Raw genomic sequence first — 16,615 nt, 5'->3', positions numbered from 1 at the left:
AGCGCCGATGGTACTGCACTCGTGAGGGTGTGGGAGAGTAGGACACCGCCGAACTCAAATTGGAAGCCCCGGGGCTTCGGTCGAGAAGAAATTCTCCCGAAGCCCCGGGGTTCTTTTTTTTGCGCGTCCGGCAGCCCAACCGGGGCGACGCCCGCGGCTGGAGCTGGGCAGGAAATCAATCCCGGCGGGAGCTGAGCAGGGACTCGACGTCCTGCCGCAGGGCTGCCAGGCGGGAAGTCGCACGAGCCCGCGCCTCGGCTAGTGAACCGGTGACCGGCTCCACGACCTGCAGGTACGTCTTCAGCTTCGGCTCCGTGCCGGACGGGCGGATCACCACCCGCAGGCCCTCGCCGGTGATGCGGATGGCGTCCGCGCCCGGCGACAGGTCCTCCGCCGTGACCGGCGTGCCCGCCAGGACCGCCGGCGGGGCGGCACGGACCGAGTCCATCAGCTCCGTGCGCACGCCCAGATCCGTCACACGCAGGGAAACCTGGTCGGTGACGTGCACGCCGTGACGGGCGGCGAGATCATCCAGGACGTCGAGGAGCGTGCGGCCCTCCGCCTTCAGCCCGGCGGCGAAATCACACGCCATCACGGCTGCCGCGATACCGTCCTTGTCCCGCACGAAGTCCGGGTTCACGCACAGGCCCAGCGCCTCCTCGTACGCGAACACCAGGCCCTCGCCGGCTCTGGTCAGCCACTTGAAGCCCGTCAACGTCTCCGCGTACCGGGCACCGTGCTCGGCGGCGATCCGGCCCAGCATCGACGAAGACACGATGGTCGTGGCCACGAGCGGGTCCTGGGCCTTGGTCGTCGACAGGACGTGCTCACCCAGGAGAACACCCGTCTCGTCGCCCCGCAGCATGCGCCAGGCGCCGTCACGGTCGCGAACCCCCAGCGCACACCGATCGGCGTCCGGGTCCAGCGCTACCGCCAGGTCCGCGTCCACCTCGGCGGCCAGTGCCAGCAACAGGTCCGTGGCACCCGGCTCCTCCGGGTTGGGGAACGACACCGTCGGGAAATCCGGGTCCGGCTCCGACTGCTCCGCGACCAGGTGCACGTCCTCGAACCCCACCGCGGCCAAGGCACGCCGCAGGGTCTGGGCACCGACGCCGTGCAGCGCCGTCGCGGCGATCCGCAGCGCGCCGGAGCGGCCCGACGGGATGGCCACCACCTTCGCCAGGTACGCGTCCACGATCTCGTTGCCCAGCACCGGAACACCGGGCGTCCGCTCGACGCGGATGGCGCCCGGCGCCTCCGCGATCGCCGCTTCGATCTCCGCGTCGGAAGGCGGGACGATCTGCGAACCGCTTTCGTCGTAGAGCTTGTAGCCGTTGTCGGCAGGCGGGTTGTGGGACGCGGTGATCTGCACCCCCGCCGCCGCGCGCAGCTCCCGCACCGCGAACGCCAGCACCGGCGTCGGCAACGGGCCGGGCAGCAGGCGCGCGTCGAAACCCGCCGCGTACAGCACCTCCGCCGCGGCGGTCGCGAAGCGTTCCGAGCCGTGCCGGGCGTCCCGGCCCACGACGACGATCTGCCCCGTCTTCCCGCGCTGCGCCAGCCACGCCGCGACACCCGCGGTGGTACGGACCACCACGGCGGTGTTCATCCCGTTCGGCCCGGCGCGCACCGGGCCCCGCAACCCCGCCGTGCCGAACCGCAACGGGCCCGCCATCCGGTCCGCCAGGTCGGCGACCGCACCCGGCTCACCGTGCATGGCTCGCGCCAGCACGGCTTCCAGCTCTTCCCGGGTGTCGGCGTCGACGTCTTGGGTGATCCAGGCGAAAGCCCTGTTGCGCAGCTCGCGCGGCAGCCGATCCGGTTCGCTCACCGGCTAAGCCTACGTTTCACGCCCGCGCCACGAGTTCCCGCAGCAGGGTGCCCATCCGATGAGCTGACGCGCGTCCGGCCTCCAGGACCTCCTCGTGGCTCAGCGGCTCACCGGTGATGCCCGCCGCCAGGTTCGTCACCAGCGACAGCCCGAACACCTCGAGCCCCGCCGCCCGTGCCGCGATCGCCTCCAGCACCGTCGACATGCCGACCAGGTCCGCGCCCATCGTGCGCAGCATCCGGATCTCCGCCGGGGTTTCGAAGTGCGGACCCGGCAGGCCGGCGTACACGCCCTCCTCCAGCTCGGGGTCGATCTCCCGCGCCAGCTTGCGCAGCCGCGGCGTGTACAGGTCCACGAGGTCCACGAAGTTCGCGCCGACGATCGGGGAGGTCGCCGTCAGGTTGAGGTGGTCGGAGATCAGCACCGGCTGCCCGACCTGGAAGCCCTCGCGCAGCCCGCCCGCGGCGTTGGTCAGCACCACGGTCTTCACACCGGCCGCCGCCGCCGTCCGCACGTTCTGCACGACGCGGCCGACACCCTTGCCCTCGTAGAGGTGCGTGCGCCCGAGCAGCACGAGCGTGCGCTTGCCCTCGACGTCCACCGACCGCACCGTGCCGCCGTGCCCGATCGCCTCGGGCTGCTCGAACCCCGGCAGCTCGGCGAGCGGGATCTCCGCGTCGCCCGCGCCGAGGACGTCCGCCGCGGGGCGCCAGCCCGAACCGAGGACCACCGCGATGTCGTGCTTGGCGTGTCCCGTGCGCTCGGCGATGGTGGCCGCCGCCGCGCCGGCCAGGTCCTGTTCACTCATGCGCTGAGCTTAAGGCTCAGCCGGTGATGGTGAACGTCGGCACGATGCGTTCGTACAGCTCGGTGCGCGCGGTGTTCTCCTGCTCGGTGGGCACCGTCACGCTCACCGCCCACAGGCTCGACTGGTGGCGGAAGACCTGCACGAACGTCGTCCGGCTGAGCTGCCCCGAGCTCCCGCTGCTGCCCCGGTCCAACGTGCGGTACGTCATCGCGACGCCGTCCTTGCCCGGCAGCGCGCTGCGGGACACCGGCTTGAAGTCGCCGGGACCCCGGCTCGTCGACAGGGCGTTGACGTACTGGTCGATCGTGTAGCTCGGGAAGTAGCCGGCGATGTGGTCCACCGCCAGCATCTGCGTACCGTCCGGCGAGACCCACTCGACGAGCGTCGACGGTGGCAGGTTGTCGCCGACCCCGGCGTTCGTGAACCGCGTCCAGTCGGCGGGCACCTCGACGGAGAACGTCGCCTCCTGGCCCCGCGTGTTCGACGCGTCCCCGGTGCGGCGTTCGAACTTGGTCGGCGGCGGCTGGGGCGTCGCGGACGTGCCGGCGCGGGTGGGCGGGACGAGCGGCTCGGCACCGATCACCCGTGCCGCGACGAACCCGCCCGCGGCCGAGACCACGAACAACAGGATCGCCACGGCCACGAGGACCGCCGTCGCGGTGGTGCTGCGGCGGGGCGCCCGTGACGGTCCCGAGGAGAAGGGCAGCGGCCCCGGATCGGAGGCCAGCGTCGGGGTGGGCTCGGCCGGCCCGTGTCCCGGCTCGGCGCTCGGGGTGGGCTCGAACGGCAGGGGACCGGGGTCCGCGGCCAGCTCCTGGCTCGCCTCGGCCGGCTCCTCCCCGGAAGCGCCGGGTTTGGGCGCGGGCTTCATCTCCCGCGTGTCCGTCGCCTCGGCCCTGGTGCCCGCCGCCTTCTGGAACATCTCCGGGCTGAACAGCACCCGGGGCGCCTTGGTGATCATCGGGTACAGCCGGCGGCGGACCTCGTGCAGCGGCATCCGGTCCTGTGGTTCCTTGGCCATCAACGCGGTGATCACCGGCGCGATCGGCCCGGGTGACGGCCGCGGCACCTCGCCTCGCACGACCTTGCCGATGGTCTCCAGCGGGTCGCCGTCGGCGTCGAAGGGCGGGTGGCCCTCCAGCGCGTTGAACAGGGTCGCGCCGAGCCCCCACAGGTCGGCGCCCGGCGTGACGGCCTTGCCGGAGGCGACCTCGGGCGCGATGTACGCCGGGGAGCCCAGCGTCATGCCCGTGCGGGTCATCGTGGCTTCGGAGACGTTGCGGGCGATGCCGAAGTCGGTGAGCTTGATGCGGCCGTCGTCGGCGACCAGGACGTTGCCCGGTTTGACGTCGCGGTGGGTGATGCCCGCCGCGTGCGCGGCCTCCAGCGCGGCGGCGACGGCGTCACCGACGGCGGCGGCCTGTTCCACCGTCAGCGGGCCGTGCTCGCGGATCAGGTCGGCGAGGCTGTGCGAGGGCAGCAGCTCCATCACGACGAACGGCTCGCCGTCCTGGCGGGCGACGTCGTGCAGCACGATGACGTTCGGGTGGGACAGCACGGCGATCGCGCGTGCCTCGCGCAGGGTGCGTTCGCGCAGCTCGTCGGCCTGCCCGGCGGTCACGCCGGGCGGCAGCCGGATCTCCTTGACCGCGACGGGGCGCTGGAGGAACTCGTCGTAGGCCGACCAGACGGTGCCCATCGAGCCCGAGCCCAGCACCGCGCGCAGCCGGTAGCGTCCGGCGACGACGCGGGGTTCCTCGCTGTCGGTGGCCACGGGGTCATTCTGGCTGATGACCGCGAGCAGGCTCACACTTGCCCGGCATGCCCGGCCCCTACCATCGACAGGTATGACTCAGGCTGGGACGACGGAGCCCGATGACCTGGCACTGGCCGCCGAGTTCCCCGCACCGGAGCGCGCCGCGTGGCAGCGGCTCGTCGCCGGGGTGCTGCGCAAGAGCGGTGCGCTGCCCGAGGAGTTCGACGGTCCTCCCGAGAGCCTGCTGACCACCCGGACCTACGACGGCATCGAGATCCAGCCGCTGTACACGGCGGACGATGGGGCCGCGCCCGCCGGGTTCCCCGGGCTGCCGCCGTTCGTGCGTGGCGCGCGACCCGAAGGTACCGGCTGGGACGTGCGCGTGCTGCACGCCAACGCCGATCCGGCCGCGGCGAACCGGGCCGTCCTCGCCGACCTCGAGAACGGCGCCACGTCGCTGTGGCTGCGCGTCGGCGGCGACTCGCTGGCGCCGGCCGCGCTGGGCGAGGCGCTGCACGGCGTGCACCTGGACCTCGCCCCGGTCGTCCTGGAACCGGGGGAGGAGTACGAGACGGCCGCGAACGCGCTGCTGGCGGAGTTCGCCGGGATCCCGGACAGTGAGGTCGTCGGCACCCTCGGGGCCGATCCCGTCACCCTGCGTGCCCGCACCGGGGAGGCGCACGACCTCGCGCCCGCCGCCCAGCTGACCGCGCGGCTCGCCGCGAAGCACCCGAAGCTGCGCACGCTCGTCGCGGATGGGCTGCCGTACCACGAGGCCGGCGGTTCGGACGCCCAGGAACTCGGCGCGGTCATCGCGGCGGGCGTGGCGTACCTGCGGGTGCTGACCGATGCCGGGCTCAGCGTGGACGACGCCGCCGCGCGGCTGGAGTTCCGCTTCGCCGCGACCGCCGACCAGTTCCTCACCATCGCCAAACTGCGGGCCGCCCGGCGTCTGTGGGCCCGCGTCACCGAGGTGTCCGGCGGGACCGCGCACGGGATGAAGCAGCACGCCGTGACGTCGACCGCGATGCTCACCCAGCGTGACCCGTGGGTGAACATGCTGCGCACCACCGTCGCGTGCTTCGCCGCGGGTGTCGGCGGTGCGGACGCCGTGACCGTGTTGCCGTTCGACGCGGCGATCGGCCAGCCCGACGCGTTCTCCCGCCGCATCGCCCGCAACACGCAGTCGATCCTGCTGGAGGAGTCGAAGCTGGCCGGGGTCATCGACCCGGCGGGCGGCTCCTGGTACGTGGAAAACCTCACCGACGCACTGGCGAACGCCGCGTGGCGGGAGTTCACCGAGATCGAGCGCCAGGGCGGGATCGAGGCCGCGCTCGCCTCGGGTTTCGTGCGGGACCGGCTCGCCGAGACGTGGGAGAAGCGCGCGAAGCGGCTGGCCACGCGGAAGGACCCGATCACGGGCGTCAGTGAGTTCCCGTTCCTGGCCGAGCAGCCGGTGGAACGCGCGCCGCTGCCCGCCGTCGTGCCCGGCGGCGGCCTGCCGAAGCACCGGTACGCCGAGCCGTTCGAGCGGCTGCGGGACCGCTCCGACGCGCACCTGGCGGAGCACGGCGAGCGGCCCAAGGTTTTCCTCGCCACGCTCGGCCCGCTCGCCTCGCACACCGCGCGCGCCATGTTCGCGTCGAACCTGTTCCAGGCAGGCGGGATCGAGCCGGTCAACCCGGGCGCGGTCGACGACCCGGTCGCCGCTTTCCGTGAGAGCGGTGCGGCGGTGGCTTGCCTGTGCGGCAGCGACAAGTCGTACGCCGCGCAGGCCAACGACGTCGCCGCGGGCCTGCGCGAGGCGGGGGCGATAGCCGTTCTCCTGGCCGGTAAGCCCAGCGAGTCCTACCGTGGGATCACGGGGTTCGCGTACACGGGCTGCGACGCGCTCGCCGTGCTGACCAGCACCCTCGAAACGCTGGGAGTGAAGTGATGGCCATCCCCGACTTCTCCGACGTCGAACTTGGTGTCCCCGGCCCGGGCGGCAAGCGGGACTGGGCCGAGGCGCTGCAGGCGAGCACCGGCAAGGGCCCCGACGCGCTGGCGTGGGAGACGCCGGAGGGCATCGGCGTCAAACCGCTGTACACGGCCGAGGATCTGTCCGATGTGGACTTCCTGGGCACGTACCCCGGGCTCGCGCCGTTCCTGCGCGGTCCGTACCCGACGATGTACACGACCCAGCCCTGGACGATCCGCCAGTACGCCGGGTTCTCCACGGCGGAGGAGTCGAACGCCTTCTACCGGCGCAACCTCGCGGCCGGTCAGAAGGGGCTTTCCGTCGCCTTCGACCTGGCCACGCACCGCGGCTACGACTCCGACCACCCGCGGGTGGCCGGCGACGTCGGCATGGCCGGCGTGGCGATCGACTCGATCTACGACATGCGGCAGCTCTTCGACGGCATCCCGCTGGACCGGATGAGCGTGTCGATGACCATGAACGGCGCGGTGCTGCCGGTGATGGCGCTCTACATCGTCGCCGCCGAGGAGCAGGGTGTCGCGCCGGAGCAGCTGGCGGGGACCATCCAGAACGACATCCTCAAGGAGTTCATGGTCCGCAACACCTACATCTACCCGCCGCAGCCGTCGATGCGGATCATCTCCGACATCTTCGCCTACACCTCGCGGCGGATGCCGCGGTTCAACTCGATCTCCATCTCCGGCTACCACATGCAGGAGGCCGGGGCGACCGCCGACCTGGAGCTGGCGTACACGCTCGCGGACGGCGTCGAGTACATCCGGGCGGGGCTGGACGGCGGCCTGGACATCGACTCCTTCGCGCCCCGGCTGTCGTTCTTCTGGGCCATCGGCATGAACTTCTTCATGGAAGTCGCCAAGATGCGCGCCGCCCGGCTGCTGTGGGCGAAGCTGGTGAAGCAGTTCGAGCCGGAGAACGAGAAATCGCTTTCCCTCCGCACGCACTGCCAGACGTCGGGCTGGTCGCTGACGGCGCAGGACGTGTTCAACAACGTCGTGCGCACGTGTGTGGAGGCGATGGCCGCGACGCAGGGACACACGCAGTCGTTGCACACCAACGCCCTCGACGAGGCGCTGGCGCTGCCGACCGACTTCTCGGCGCGCATCGCCCGCAACACGCAGTTGCTGCTGCAGCAGGAGTCCGGTACGACACGCGTCATCGACCCGTGGGGCGGCAGCGCGTTCGTCGAGCGGCTCACCTACGACCTCGCGCGCAAGGCGTGGGGCCACATCACCGAGGTCGAGTCGGCGGGCGGAATGGCGCGGGCGATCGACGCGGGTATCCCGAAGCTGCGCATCGAGGAGGCCGCGGCCCGCACGCAGGCCCGGATCGACTCCGGGCGGCAGCCGGTGATCGGGGTCAACAAGTACCGCGTGGTCGACGACCAGCAGATCGACGTGCTGAAGGTGGACAACGCGGGCGTACGTGCCCAGCAGCTGGAGAAGCTGCGGCGGCTGCGCGAGGAGCGCGACCCGGCCGCCGTCGAGGACGCCCTGCGGAGGCTCACCGCTGCCGCCGAGTCCGACGGCAACCTGCTCGAACTCGCCGTGGACGCGGCGCGGGCGAAGGCGACCGTCGGCGAAATCTCCGAGGCGCTGGAAAAGGTGTGGGGGCGGCACTCGGGCCAGATCCGTACGATCTCCGGCGTGTACCGGGACGAGGTCGGGAAGACCGAGAACGTGGACAAGGTACGCGCGCGTGTCGAGGAGTTCGCCGAGGCCGAAGGGCGCCGGCCGCGCATCCTCGTCGCGAAGATGGGGCAGGACGGGCACGACCGCGGGCAGAAGGTGATCGCGACCGCGTTCGCCGACCTCGGGTTCGACGTCGACGTGGGCCCGCTGTTCTCCACCCCGGCCGAGGTCGCGCGGCAGGCCGTCGAGGCCGACGTGCACATCGTCGGGGTGTCCTCGCTCGCCGCCGGGCACCTCGCGCTCGTGCCCGCGCTGCGCGAGGAGCTGGCGAAGCTCGGCCGCGAGGACGTGGTGGTCGTCGTCGGCGGCGTCATCCCGCCGCAGGACTACGACGAGCTGCGGGCGGCCGGGGCGGCGGCGATCTTCGGGCCGGGCACGGTCATCGCCGACGCGGCGCTCGACCTGCTCGACCAGCTGGAGCAGGACTGAGTGGCGCGCGCGATCGACGTCGGCGCCCTCGCCAAGGGCGTCCTCGCGGGTGACCGGGGCACGCTGTCCCGTGCCATCACGCTCGTCGAGTCCCAGCGCGCCGACCACCGCAGGCAGGCGCAGGAGCTGCTGGTGGAGCTGCTGCCGCACTCGGGTGGCGCGCGGCGGGTCGGCATCACGGGTGTCCCCGGAGTCGGCAAGTCGACATTCATCGACCAGCTGGGCATCGACCTGACCGCGGCCGGGCACCGGGTCGCCGTGCTCGCGGTCGACCCGTCGTCCACGCGCACCGGCGGCAGCATCCTCGGCGACAAGACGCGCATGGCGCGGCTGGCGGTCGACCCGGCGGCGTTCATCCGGCCGTCGCCGACCTCCGGCACGCTCGGCGGCGTCGCGCGCGCGACCCGCGAGACGATCGTGCTGATGGAGGCGGCGGGCTACGACGTCGTGCTCGTGGAGACCGTCGGGGTGGGACAGTCCGAAGTGACCGTCGCGAACATGGTCGACTGCTTCCTGTACCTGACGCTGGCCCGCACCGGCGACCAGTTGCAGGGCATCAAGAAGGGCGTCCTGGAGCTGGCCGACGTCATCGCCGTCAACAAGGCCGACGGCGACCACGAGCGCGACGCCAAGCGCGCGGCCCGCGAACTCGCCGGCGCGCTGCGGATGATCTACGGGCCCGACGCGCCGTGGACCCCGCCCGTGCTGACGTGCAGCGGCCTCGACGACGTCGGCCTCGACACGGTGTGGCAGCAGATCGAGCGGCACCGCGAGCAGCTGGTGGAATCGGGCGAGCTGACCGCCCGGCGGCAGCGGCAGCAGGTCGACTGGACCTGGTCGATGGTGCGTGAGCAGTTGCTGGGGCGTCTGGCCGAACACCCCGGCGTCAGGGCGATCGTGCCCGAGGTCGAGCAGGCCGTGCGCGACGGCGAGCTCACCGCGACCCTCGCGGCACAACGCATCCTGGACGCTTTCGGAGCGTGACAGGCGGGTACCTCTCCAGGCACACTGGGCTCGTCGAGGAGAGGGTGAGGACGATGACGAAGGTGCGGGCCGGGCTCGCCGCGCTCATGCTGGGGCTGCTGCTGTCGTTCACCGCCCCGGCCGTCGTCACCGCACCCGCCGCGGTCGCCGCACCGGTCGTGCCGTTGCCCGCCGCCGCGGGACCGCTCGCCGCGCAGACCCCCGCGCCCGGCCCGGTCATCGACCCGGCCCAGAACGAGCGGGCCAACCAGCAGAAGACCAAGAACAAAATCATCGTCGGCGTGCTCGCGGCCGTCCTGCTGGTGATCGTGGTGTGGGGCCGCAGCATCCGGAAGAAGCGCCGGGAAAAGTCCTCCTAGCAGGCGAAAGGTCTGTGAACCGGTACCAGGGGGTACCGCCGGGCCGAAGTTCCCGCTGCCGTTCAACGCAGATCCACTACCGGCCGTCCCGGCCACCCGGACAGGACAGGTTTGTTGCCGCCTGCATCGTGCAATATTGCGTCAAATGGGTTACACGCTTTTTGCATTTGGAGGTTCGGTGTGACCGTGCTGGACTCACGGCGGGAGATCCCCGGCGACCGCGACGCGCGCGCGGCCTCTTTCGGGGCATCTGACGCGCTGCTCACCGCGGACGGCGTCAGCATGGCACCTGTGACCGACCTCGGCGCGGGCAGAGGGCCGTACTGGCTGGACGACTGGCTGAAGCGAGGTGGCGCGGACGTCGTCGCGTGGCGCCGCCACATCCACGCCAACCCGGAACTCTCCCGCCACGAGTACGCGACGACGGAACTCATCTGCGCGGTCCTGCGGTCGGCGGGGCTCGAGCCGCGGGTGCTGCCCGGCGGCACCGGCGTGCTCTGCGACGTCGGCAGCGGCCCCGCCTGCGTGGCACTGCGGGCGGACATCGACGCGCTGCCGCTCACCGAGGCGACCGGGTTGCCGTACGCGTCCACTGTGGAGGGAGCGGCGCACGCGTGCGGGCACGACGCCCACACGTCGATCCTGCTCGGCGCCGCGCTCGCGCTCGCCTCCGCGCCCGAGCTGCCCGGCCGGGTGCGGCTGATCTTCCAGCACGCGGAGGAGGTCATGCCGGGCGGCGCGCTCGACGTGATCGAGGCGGGCGGGCTGGAGGGCGTCGACCGCATCTTCGGGCTGCACTGCGACCCGCGCCTGCAGGTCGGCCAGGTCGGGTCGCGGGTCGGGGCGGTGACCTCGGCCGCGGACCTCATCGAGCTGCGGCTGACCTCGCCCGGCGGGCACACCTCGCGCCCGCACCTGACCGCCGACCTGGTGCACGCGCTCGGCGTGGTCATCACGTCGCTGCCGTCGCTGCTGTCCCGCCGGGTCGACCCGCGCTCCGGCACCGTGCTGGTGTGGGGCGCGGTGCACGCCGGGCAGGCGGCCAACGCCGTGCCGCAGGACGGCGCGCTGCGCGGCACGCTGCGCACGGCCGAATACGACGTGTGGAAGGCGCTCGAACCGCTCGTCGCGTCGTCGGTCGAATCACTGCTCGCGCCCACCGGTGTGGGCTTCGAGCTGGACTACCGGCGGGGCGTTCCGCCGCTGGTCTGCGACCAGGAAAGCACCGCGCTGCTGCGGGCCGGTGTCACGGCGGCGCTCGGTGAGCAGGCGCTGACGGGCACCGAACAGTCGTCCGGTGGCGAGGACTTCGCCTGGTACCTGCAGCACATCCCGGGCGCGTTCTTCCGCCTCGGCGTGTGGAGCGGCGAGGGTGAGATGCGTGACCTGCACCGCCCGACGTTCGAGCTGGACGAGCGGGCGCTGGCCGTCGGCGTCCGCTGCATGGTCCACACGGCACTCGCCGCGCTGGCCTGAGGTTTCGACGGAAAAGGGCCCGCCGGAAGCTTCCGGCGGGCCCTTTTGCGTGTGTCGTCGTCAGGTCGCGATGCCGCGGCAGGGCCTGGTGCGCAGGTCGTCGACGTAGTCCGCGGGCGCTCCCGCCGCCTCGGCCGCGTCCGCGAGAACCCCCAGGTAGCGCGCGGAGGGCAAGCCGCCCTCGTAGGCGTCGAGCACGTACAGCCAGGCCAGCGCCGAGCCCTCCATCGTCTGCACGCGCAGGCGGATCTTGTTGTGCAGGCCCAGCTCCCCGCCTTCCCAGCGGTCGAGCCGGTCCTCGTCGAGCGGGGTGACGTCGTAGAGCACGACGAACACGCGGGAGGACGGGTCCTCGACGATCGTGGCGAGCGCGCCCTCCCAGCCGATGTCCTCGCCGCCGAAGGTGAGTCGCCAGCCCTCCAGCCAGCCGGTACCCGCCATCGGCGAATGCGGCGCACGCTCCATCATCTGGGCGGGTTCCATGTTGGACCCGTAAGCGGCATACAACGGCACGGCTAGAGAGTAACTGCAACGCGGAGCGTTTCGCTTGAGGGTGGCGGTGGGGAAGAGGCTGGCCGTAACCGCAACGCGGAGCGTTTCGCTTGAGGGTGGCGGTGGGGAAGAGGCTGGCCGTAACCGCAACGCGGAGCGTTTCGCTTGAGGGCGGTGGTGGGAAAGAGGCTGGCCGTAGCTGCTGGGTGCTCACCCGACCGGACGTACTCCGGGTCTGGCCTCCTAAGGTGGACACGAGCGTGCGACTAGGAGGAACTGACGTGACCAGGATCGTGATCATGGGCGGCGGCCCGGCCGGCTACGAGGCGGCGCTGGTGGCCGCCCAGCACGGCGCGAACGTCACGGTCGTCGAACGGGACGGGCTCGGCGGCGCGTGCGTGCTCTACGACTGCGTCCCGTCCAAGACGTTCATCGCCTCTTCGGGTGCCCGTGCCTCGCTGCACGGCCTCGGCGAGCTGGGGATCGCCACCGACCTCGCCGACACCCGCATCGACCTGCGCACGGTGCACGGTCGCGTCAAGGGCCTCGCGCTCGCCCAGTCCGCCGACATCCGCGCCCGCGTCCAGCGCGAGGGCGTGCGCGTGATCATCGGCGAGGCGCGGTTCGCCGACGAGGAGCCCGGCCTGGCGCAGCACAAGGTCGCGGTCACGCCACGATCCGGTGAACCGGAGGTGCTGGACGCCGACGTGGTGCTCATCGCCACCGGCGCGACCCCGCGCGTGCTGCCCGGTGCGGTGCCCGACGGCGAGCGCATCCTCGACTGGCGCCAGCTGTACGACCTGCGGGAGCTGCCCAAGCACCTCGCCGTCATCGGGTCCGGGGTCACCGGCGCCGAGTTCGCCTCCGCGTACACCGAGATGGGTGTCAAGGTCACGGTCGTGTCCAGCCGCGACCGCGTCCTGCCGCACGAGGACGCGGACGCCGCGGCCGTGCTGGAGGAGGTGTTCTCCCAGCGGGGCACCGCCGTCGCGAAGCACGCGCGGGCGGACCGGGTGGAGCGCACCGAAAAGGGCGTCGCCGTGCACCTGACCGACGGCCGCGTCATCGAGGCCAGCCACGCGCTGATGACGGTCGGCTCCGTGCCGAACACGAAGGACATCGGGCTGGAGCGGGTCGGCATCGAGCCGGGGCCCGGCGGGTACATCACCGTGGACCGGGTTTCGCGGACGAGCGTGCCCGGCGTGTACGCGGCCGGTGACTGCACCGGCGTGCTGATGCTCGCGTCGGTCGCCAGCATGCAGGGGCGCATCGCGATGTGGCACGCGCTCGGCGAGGGCGTGGCGCCGATCAAGCTGAAGACCGTGGCCGCCAACGTGTTCACACACCCCGAGATCGCGACGGTGGGCATCTCGCAGCAGGCGATCGACTCCGGCGAGGTGCCGGCGCGCACGATCATGCTGCCGCTCGCGACCAACGCGCGGGCGAAGATGGAGGGCCTGCGGCACGGTTTCGTGAAGCTGTTCTGCCGCCCCGCCACGGGTGTCGTCGTCGGCGGGGTGGTGGTCGCGCCGTCGGCGAGCGAGCTGATCCTGCCGATCGCGCTGGCGGTGCAGAACCAGCTGACGGTCGAACACCTCGCGCTGACGTTCTCGGTGTACCCGTCGCTGTCGGGCTCCATCACGGAGGCCGGCCGCCAGCTCATGCGCCACGACGACCTGGACTGAGCTTTTTTGTCGGTGGTCGGTGCCATGCTGTGGCGGCCGCCGTTCGAGACACCGCCTGGCCCGGGGGCACGCCCTGCTGGGTCGACGTGATGGTGTCCGATCCCCAGCGCGCCGCCGAGTTCTACGGGCCGCTGTTCGGGTGGGAGTTCGCCGACCAGGGCGCGGAGTACGGGGTTACCTGATCACGCTGCGCGAGGGCAGAGGTGCCGCCGCGGTCGGGCCGGGACCACCGGGCGTGGAAGCAGGTGCCGCCGGTGTGGACGACGTACCTCGCGGTCGAGAACGCCGACACGACGGCCGCGAAGATCACCGAGGCCGCCGTCACCTCGTGCTGGAGCCGGGTTACGTCGGCCCAGCCGGGCGGCTGGCGATGGCGGTCGATCCGACGGGCGCGGCACGTCAAGGCGCGAAAGCCTTCTAGGTGAAGGTTTTCGGTTACACGTACGATCCGCTGCGCAGCGGTTTCCCGTGCGCCACGCTCAAGGTGGGCGGGCGTGTCGTGGGCGGGATCGGGCAGCTTTCCGCCGATGTGCCGCAGGAGGTGCCCGCGTACTGGGGCACGTACTTCGGGGTCGCGGACACCGACGAGGCGGTGGCCGTCGAGCTGGGCGCAGCCGTGGTGCGCGCGGCTCAGAACCCGCCGTACGGTCGCTCGGCCCAGCTGACGGACCACCAGGGGATGCCGTTCACCGTCATCTCGGTACAGGGTTGAGATGATCTCGGCAACTTTCCGTCCACGGTGGACTGAGCCTCCACAGTGGACACCCGGCGGGGCGGACACCCCGCCCCGCCGGGGGAAAACGTCACTCCACCCAGTCGAAGGTCTTCGTCACGGCCTTCTTCCAGTTGTGGTACTGGGTTTCGCGCGTGGACTCGTCCATCGACGGCGTCCACTCCTTGTCCTGCGCCCAGTTGTTGCGGATGTCGTCCTCGCCCTCCCAGAACCCCACGGCCAGGCCCGCGGCGTACGCGGCCCCGAGCGCCGTGGTCTCGTTGACGACGGGGCGGATCACCGGCACGCCGAGGATGTCCGCCTGGAACTGCATCAGCAGCTCGTTCACGACCATCCCGCCGTCCACCTTCAGCGACTTCAGCGGCACGCCGGAATCGGCGTTCATCGCCTCGATCACCTCGCGCGACTGGAAAGCCGTGGCTTCCAGCACCGCCCGCGCGAGGTGCCCCTTGTTCACGTACCGCGTCAGGCCGACGATGGCGCCGCGGGCGTCGGACCGCCAGTAAGGCGCGAACAGGCCGGAGAACGCGGGCACGAAGTACGCGCCGCCGTTGTCGGGCACCGTGCGCGCGTGCTCCTCGATCTCGGCCGCCGTGGTGATCATGCCCAGGTTGTCCCGCAGCCACTGCACCAGCGAACCGGTGACGGCGATGGAACCCTCCAGCGCGTACACCGTGTCCTTCGAGCCGATCTTGTAGCAGACCGTCGTGAGCAGGCCGTTCTGCGACATGACCTTCTCGGTGCCGGTGTTGAGCAACACGAAGTTGCCCGTGCCGTAGGTGTTCTTGGCTTCACCGGGGGACAGGCACGCCTGCCCGAACGTCGCCGCCTGCTGGTCGCCCAGGATGCCCGCGATCGGCACCCCCGACAGCACGCCGCGTTCCCGCACCCGGCCGTACTCCTCCGACGAGGACCGGATCTCCGGCAGCATCGACAGCGGGATGCCCATGTCCGCGGCGTGGCTTTCGTCCCACGACAACGTGTCCAGGTCCATCAGCAGGGTGCGGGAGGCGTTCGTCGGGTCGGTGATGTGCACCCCGCCGTCCGGGCCGCCGGTCATGTTCCACACGACCCAGGTGTCCATGTTGCCGAACAGCAGGTCCCCCGCCTCGGCGCGGTCCCGCGCGCCTTCGACGTTGTCGAGGATCCACTTCACCTTCGGCCCGGAGAAGTACGTGGCCAGCGGCAACCCCGTCTTGTCGCGGTACCGCTCCTGCCCGCCGCCGAGCGCGCCCAGCTCGTCGACGATCTTGTCGGTCCGCGTGTCCTGCCACACGATCGCGTTGTAGACGGGTTTGCCGGTCCTGCGGTCCCACACCAGCGCCGTCTCGCGCTGGTTGGTGATGCCGACCGCGGCGATGTCGCCCGCACGCAGGTCGGCCTTCGCGAGCGCGCCCGCCGTGACGGCACGCGTGTTCTCCCAGATCTCCTCGGCGTTGTGCTCCACCCACCCGGCCTGCGGGAAGATCTGCTCGTGCTCCCGCTGGTCGGAGGCGACGACCCGGCCGGAGTGGTCGAAGATCATCGCTCGCGTCGAGGTCGTGCCCTGGTCGATGGCGGCGACGTAGGAGGTCATCAGCTCTTCCAATCAGGTGAGGTTGTGGACGGCCAGGTACAGCAGTGCGGCGAGAGCGCCGCCGGCGAGCGGCCCGACGACCGGGACCCACGAGTAGCCCCAGTCCCCGTCCCGCTTGCCGCGGATCGGCAGCACGAACGCGTAGGCGATGCGCGGCCCCAGGTCACGCGCCGGGTTGATGGCGTACCCGGTCGGGCCGCCGAGCGAGATGCCGATGACCAGCACGACGAACGACACGCCCGCGTAGCCGAGCGCCGAGTTGCCGAACTCGGGCGTGCCGCCCGCCGCGACCTTCGCGGTCGGGCTCAGCAGGATCCACGCGACGAGGACGAAGGTGCCGATGATCTCGGTGACCAGGTTCCACGGCTTGCGCCGGATCTGCGGGGCGGTGGAGAAGATCCCGAGCGTGTTCTCCGGCTCGGGGTGGTCGTCGAACTGCAGTTTGTAGGTGGCCCAGCACAGGACCGCGCCGAGGAACGCGCCGACCATCTGGCCCGCGACGTACACCGGCACGTCCGACCACGGCGTCTTGCCCGCGATGGCCAGCCCCAGCGTGACGGCCGGGTTGAGGTGCGCCCCGCTGGGCGAGGCGAGGCTGGCGCCCGTGAACACACCGAAGGCCCAGCCGAACGTGATGAACAGGGTGCCGGCCTGGTGCCCGTTGTTCTTGCGGAGCACGACGTTGGCCACCACACCGTTGCCGAGCAGGATCAGCACCGCGGTGCCGATCAGCTCCCAGACGAAGATTCCGAGCAGACTCATCCCGCCCCTTCCGGAGAACCGCTTCGCTGCGAATCGGCGGTGGTGAGCCCCGGCG

The 16,615-nt window shown here is 71.5% G+C and carries 14 protein-coding genes; 8 read left to right on the top strand and 6 right to left on the bottom strand.

What is annotated here, in order from left to right; genetic code table 11:
- Window positions 1-175: 175 nt before the first annotated feature.
- From ABFX51_RS22485 to ABFX51_RS22475, 3 genes are read right to left on the bottom strand one after another with little or no spacing between them, the layout of a single operon-like run.
- A complete protein-coding gene (locus tag ABFX51_RS22485; RefSeq protein ID WP_346054821.1) occupies window positions 176-1,831 on the bottom strand; it encodes a phospho-sugar mutase in 1,656 nt (551 codons plus the stop codon).
- A gap of 16 nt (window positions 1,832-1,847) precedes the next feature.
- Window positions 1,848-2,639, bottom strand: coding sequence for a purine-nucleoside phosphorylase (locus ABFX51_RS22480; RefSeq protein ID WP_091515144.1), 792 nt, complete (start codon window positions 2,637-2,639; stop codon window positions 1,848-1,850).
- A 16-nt stretch (window positions 2,640-2,655) separates the two neighbouring features.
- Entirely contained in the window at window positions 2,656-4,338 is a 1,683-nt protein-coding gene (locus ABFX51_RS22475; RefSeq protein WP_245783373.1) for a serine/threonine-protein kinase, read from the bottom strand.
- Between the two features lie 148 nt (window positions 4,339-4,486).
- Here ABFX51_RS22475 and ABFX51_RS22470 point away from each other — a divergent pair, with 148 nt between their 5' ends.
- The 5 genes from ABFX51_RS22470 (at window position 4,487) to ABFX51_RS22450 (ending at window position 11,312) form a co-directional block, all read left to right on the top strand.
- Window positions 4,487-6,331: a methylmalonyl-CoA mutase family protein gene (locus tag ABFX51_RS22470; RefSeq protein WP_091515141.1), complete on the top strand. Its 1,845-nt coding sequence runs from the start codon at window positions 4,487-4,489 to the stop codon at window positions 6,329-6,331.
- Complete coding sequence (scpA, locus tag ABFX51_RS22465) at window positions 6,331-8,493, top strand: methylmalonyl-CoA mutase (RefSeq protein ID WP_091515138.1); 2,163 nt, start codon at window positions 6,331-6,333, stop codon at window positions 8,491-8,493. Before ABFX51_RS22470 ends, scpA begins: the two co-directional genes overlap by 1 nt.
- Window positions 8,494-9,477, top strand: coding sequence for a methylmalonyl Co-A mutase-associated GTPase MeaB (gene meaB / locus ABFX51_RS22460; protein WP_346054820.1), 984 nt, complete (start codon window positions 8,494-8,496; stop codon window positions 9,475-9,477).
- Between the two features lie 53 nt (window positions 9,478-9,530).
- Window positions 9,531-9,836 (top strand): hypothetical protein, encoded by a 306-nt coding sequence (locus ABFX51_RS22455; protein ID WP_346054819.1) that lies wholly within the window; start codon window positions 9,531-9,533, stop codon window positions 9,834-9,836.
- A gap of 180 nt (window positions 9,837-10,016) precedes the next feature.
- Window positions 10,017-11,312, top strand: coding sequence for an amidohydrolase (locus ABFX51_RS22450; protein ID WP_346054818.1), 1,296 nt, complete (start codon window positions 10,017-10,019; stop codon window positions 11,310-11,312).
- 60 nt (window positions 11,313-11,372) lie between these two features.
- Here the strand turns inward: ABFX51_RS22450 and ABFX51_RS22445 are convergent, their stop codons facing one another.
- Window positions 11,373-11,825, bottom strand: coding sequence for a gamma-glutamylcyclotransferase (locus ABFX51_RS22445; protein ID WP_218153585.1), 453 nt, complete (start codon window positions 11,823-11,825; stop codon window positions 11,373-11,375).
- 260 nt (window positions 11,826-12,085) lie between these two features.
- On the opposite strand from ABFX51_RS22445, the gene ABFX51_RS22440 reads away from it, so the two are divergent.
- From ABFX51_RS22440 to ABFX51_RS22430, 3 genes are all read left to right on the top strand, one after another.
- Complete coding sequence (locus ABFX51_RS22440) at window positions 12,086-13,489, top strand: NAD(P)H-quinone dehydrogenase (RefSeq protein WP_346054817.1); 1,404 nt, start codon at window positions 12,086-12,088, stop codon at window positions 13,487-13,489.
- A gap of 254 nt (window positions 13,490-13,743) precedes the next feature.
- The gene (locus tag ABFX51_RS22435) at window positions 13,744-13,914 is read left to right on the top strand and encodes a hypothetical protein (protein ID WP_346054816.1); all 171 of its coding nucleotides are present in this window, start codon (window positions 13,744-13,746) and stop codon (window positions 13,912-13,914) included.
- Window positions 13,911-14,201, top strand: coding sequence for a VOC family protein (locus ABFX51_RS22430; RefSeq protein WP_245783370.1), 291 nt, complete (start codon window positions 13,911-13,913; stop codon window positions 14,199-14,201). The genes ABFX51_RS22435 and ABFX51_RS22430 overlap by 4 nt, the downstream gene beginning before the upstream one ends.
- A gap of 91 nt (window positions 14,202-14,292) precedes the next feature.
- Here the strand turns inward: ABFX51_RS22430 and glpK are convergent, their stop codons facing one another.
- Window positions 14,293-15,798: a glycerol kinase GlpK gene (glpK, locus tag ABFX51_RS22425; RefSeq protein ID WP_091515123.1), complete on the bottom strand. Its 1,506-nt coding sequence runs from the start codon at window positions 15,796-15,798 to the stop codon at window positions 14,293-14,295.
- 12 nt (window positions 15,799-15,810) lie between these two features.
- Window positions 15,811-16,560, bottom strand: coding sequence for an MIP/aquaporin family protein (locus ABFX51_RS22420; RefSeq protein WP_091515121.1), 750 nt, complete (start codon window positions 16,558-16,560; stop codon window positions 15,811-15,813).
- Window positions 16,561-16,615: the final 55 nt, after the last annotated feature.

The sequence above is a fragment of the Amycolatopsis dongchuanensis genome, from assembly GCF_039542405.1.
Lineage (GTDB): Bacteria > Actinomycetota > Actinomycetes > Mycobacteriales > Pseudonocardiaceae > Amycolatopsis_E > Amycolatopsis_E sacchari.
This window is presented reverse-complemented; position numbering and strand designations above follow the sequence as displayed.